Source organism: Mesorhizobium sp. M7A.F.Ca.ET.027.02.1.1 (assembly GCF_004022985.1).
Taxonomy (GTDB): Bacteria; Pseudomonadota; Alphaproteobacteria; order Rhizobiales; family Rhizobiaceae; genus Mesorhizobium.
In genome coordinates this window covers 1-3,050 of sequence record NZ_RZOL01000567.1, presented here as the reverse complement: position 1 = coordinate 3,050, position 3,050 = coordinate 1, and the positions used below count along the sequence as shown (strand labels likewise).

Annotated in this window: 3 protein-coding genes and 1 pseudogene; 3 read left to right on the top strand and 1 reads right to left on the bottom strand. The window is 61.2% G+C overall.

All coding sequences use genetic code 11. From position 1 onward, the window contains the following. The 3 genes and pseudogenes from EN749_RS33495 to EN749_RS33485 all read left to right on the top strand — a co-directional run. The coding region (locus EN749_RS33495; RefSeq protein WP_128364772.1) for an FtsX-like permease family protein at window positions 1-354 on the top strand (354 nt) is incomplete at its 5' end. A gap of 228 nt (window positions 355-582) precedes the next feature. Next, window positions 583-1,362, top strand: a complete 780-nt coding sequence (locus EN749_RS33490) for a Bax inhibitor-1/YccA family protein (RefSeq protein ID WP_127271172.1) — start codon at window positions 583-585, stop codon at window positions 1,360-1,362. A 106-nt stretch (window positions 1,363-1,468) separates the two neighbouring features. Further along, window positions 1,469-2,040, top strand: a pseudogene (locus tag EN749_RS33485) (N-acetyltransferase family protein). A gap of 127 nt (window positions 2,041-2,167) precedes the next feature. Here the strand turns inward: EN749_RS33485 and EN749_RS33480 are convergent. Further along, entirely contained in the window at window positions 2,168-2,554 is a 387-nt protein-coding gene (locus tag EN749_RS33480; RefSeq protein WP_127269004.1) for a DUF2794 domain-containing protein, read from the bottom strand. Between the last annotated feature and the right edge of the window lie 496 nt (window positions 2,555-3,050).

Below are 3,050 nucleotides of genomic sequence, written 5' to 3'. Positions count from 1 at the left end.
GCGCTGATCGCTTCGGTGCTGGTGCTGGCCGGTGCGCTCGCCGCCGGCAACCGGGCGCGCATCCATGATGCGGTGGTGCTGAAGACGCTGGGGGCGACACGCACGACGCTGATATCGGCCTTCTCGCTCGAATACATGCTGATCGGACTGGCCACCGCCATCTTCGCGCTGGCGGCGGGCAGTGCGGCGGCCTGGTTCGTCGTTGCGCGCATCATGACATTGCCGTCGCATTTCATGCCCGAGGTGGCAGTGGCGACCATTCTGTTTTCGCTGGTGATCACGGTCGGCATTGGTCTTGCCGGCACCTGGCGGGTGCTCGGCCACAAGGCAGCGCCGGTGCTGCGCAATTTGTGACGACAGGCCCGGAAATGGGCATGCTGGATTAAATCTTGGTAAGAAAGCCCTCCGAAAAGCCGAGGAATCGGCACTTCGCCCTCTCACGAACCGTTACATCCGGTTACGGACTTGTTCTTGACGCGAATAACCATCATATTTCGCCACAGGCATGCTGGAGCCCTGCCAGCGGCGCCTGGGTCCGGAAGGACCTGACACCCGACGGGGCAGAAGCAATAGAGGACTACAATGGCTGATCCCATTCGCAACTACCAGACGCGCGCCGTGCCCGGCGTCAGCGTCGGTGCCGACATCGATCAGGGCCTGCGCGCCTATATGATCAGGGTCTACAATCTGATGGGGCTTGGCCTCCTCATCACTGGTCTTGCCGCGATCGGCACGATCATGCTGGCCACCACCACCGATCCGGCTTCGGCTGTCGCGACGCTGCCAAGCGGCGAGATGCTGACCTCCTTCGGCTACGCGATCTTCGGCTCGCCGCTGCGCTGGGTGGTGATGCTGGCGCCGCTGGCTGCCGTGCTGTTCCTGTCGTTCCGCGTTCAGTCGATGAGCGTTTCGGCGGCGCAGACGACGTTCTGGGTCTATGCTGGTCTCGTCGGCCTGTCGCTGTCTTCGATCTTCCTGGTCTACACCACGGCCAGCATCTCACAGACCTTCTTCGCCACGGCCGCCGCCTTCGGTGCGCTGTCGCTGTTCGGCTACACCACCAAGCGCGACCTGACGGCGATGGGCTCGTTCCTGATCATGGGCGTGTTCGGCATCATCATCGCGTCGGTGATCAATATCTTCCTGCAGTCGTCGGCGCTGTCCTTTGCCGTGTCGGCGATCGGCGTGCTGGTCTTCGCGGGCCTGACCGCCTATGACACGCAGAAGATCAAGGAGATGTATTTCGAGGGCGACACTTCCGACGTCGCCGGCCGCAAGGCGATCATGGGCGCTCTGACGCTCTATCTCGACTTCATCAACCTGTTCATGTTCCTGCTGCAGTTCATGGGCGACCGCCGCTAAAGCGGCATTGGACCATCAACTTCCGGAAGGGCGGCCCAACGGCCGCCCTTTTCTTTTGTCTTGGCCTTTGCTGTTATTGCGAGCAGAGAAACGGCATGCATAAACAATGAGCAATATTGCGATCCGGCCTGCCACGGTGGCCGACCTCGACAGCGTCACGGACATCTATGCCGATGCGGTGACCCAAGGCACGGCGAGCTATGAGCTGGAGCCGCCGAGCCGTGCGGAGATGGGTGTTCGATTCGACAGCCTGACGGCCGGCGGCTTTCCTTACCTGGTGGCGGAGAAGGACGGCGCCGTTCTCGGCTACGCCTATGCCGGCGCCTTCCGGCCACGCCCGGCCTATCGCTTCATCGTCGAGGATTCGGTCTATGTCGCGCCCGAGGCCAAGGGCAGGGCGTCGGGCTCAAGCTGATGCAAAGCCTGATCGAGGCAGTGACGACGGCGGGCTTTCGCCAGATCATCGCGGTGATCGGCGATGGCCGTCCCGACAGCGCCTCGGTGCGGTTGCACGAAAAGCTCGGCTTTCGCCATTCAGGGCGCCTTGATGGTTCCGGCTACAAGCATGGGCGCTGGCTGGACACGGTGTTCATGCAGCTGTCGCTGAATGGCGGTGCGACGCTGCCGCCCGATCCCGAATCGCTGCCGGAGCGGAAGTTTCGCCTTGGAGGGGATTGAAGAAGGAACTGAAGAATTGGGGAATTGAAGAACTGAAGAACTGAAGAGGAAGGCGATTACATCAGGCGTCGAGTGCCCTTTTCATCAATTCTCCAGTTCTTCAATTCCCCTGCTCTAATTCCCCAGCTCAGGCTTCGACCAGCTTCAGCTTGCTGTCGAACACACCAAGCACGCGGCCGAGTTCCTGGCCGCGCTTCAGGATGCGGCCGCCGGCGGCGATGACGGCAAAAGCGCCCTGCTTGCGGGCCAGTTTCGGATCCTTGACGATCTGGAACAGCGGCACTTCGCTGGTGCGGCGAAATACGGAAAACACAGCGCGATCCGCAAGATGATCGATGGCGTAGTCGCGCCATTCATTGGCGGCGACCATGCGGCCGTAGAGCCTGAGGATCTGGTCCAACTCGCGGCGGTCGAACCGCACCGGCTGATCGAGACGTTCGCGTCGCGCCTCGTGCAGCGGGATCAATATCGCGGATGCGTCCCCATCCCCCGTCCCGCCGCTGTCATCGGTCATGCCTCGATCCTTCAAAATGAATCTTTGCCAACCAAAGTTGGCGTGTTCGCGACTGAATTGCAAGCCCAGCGAACCGAGCCCCGCGCCGCGCTGTTTCCGTTACGTCCAGTCACTTTTATGAAACGCCGTGTTGGAATTGGTGATGTTCCGCCACATTTCTGCCTTTTTTTATCCGCGCTCATGCCCCAATGTCCGACGAATTTACCGGTGTTGCCTGAGACGGTTCGGTCCGGCACCGGCTCGTAAACCCCAAGCCCCCCGCCCACGGGTCTGCGTCGGATCGAACCAACCTCGGTTCTTCTTCGGAAGAATCGGGTGCGACGATCCCAAAACCTAAATGACCGACGTCAGAAGCAAGCTGACGTCGGTTTTTTATTGGGTGAGAAGCGGTTCGCGCAGCGAACGAAAAGCCAATTGCTTGGCTTTTCGAGCTTCGAACGCCCTGAGCCTGCGAAGGGCCGGGCGTGGTTAGTCGATCCACCCTGCCGGGTCCGCG

What these genes read in the sequence shown, in the direction of transcription:
- EN749_RS33490 (WP_127271172.1), top strand. Translation starts at nt 583, where the DNA reads ATGGCTGATCCCATTCGCAACTACCAGACGCGCGCCGTGCCCGGCGTC.
- EN749_RS33480 (WP_127269004.1), bottom strand. Translation starts at nt 2,554, where the DNA reads ATGACCGATGACAGCGGCGGGACGGGGGATGGGGACGCATCCGCGATA.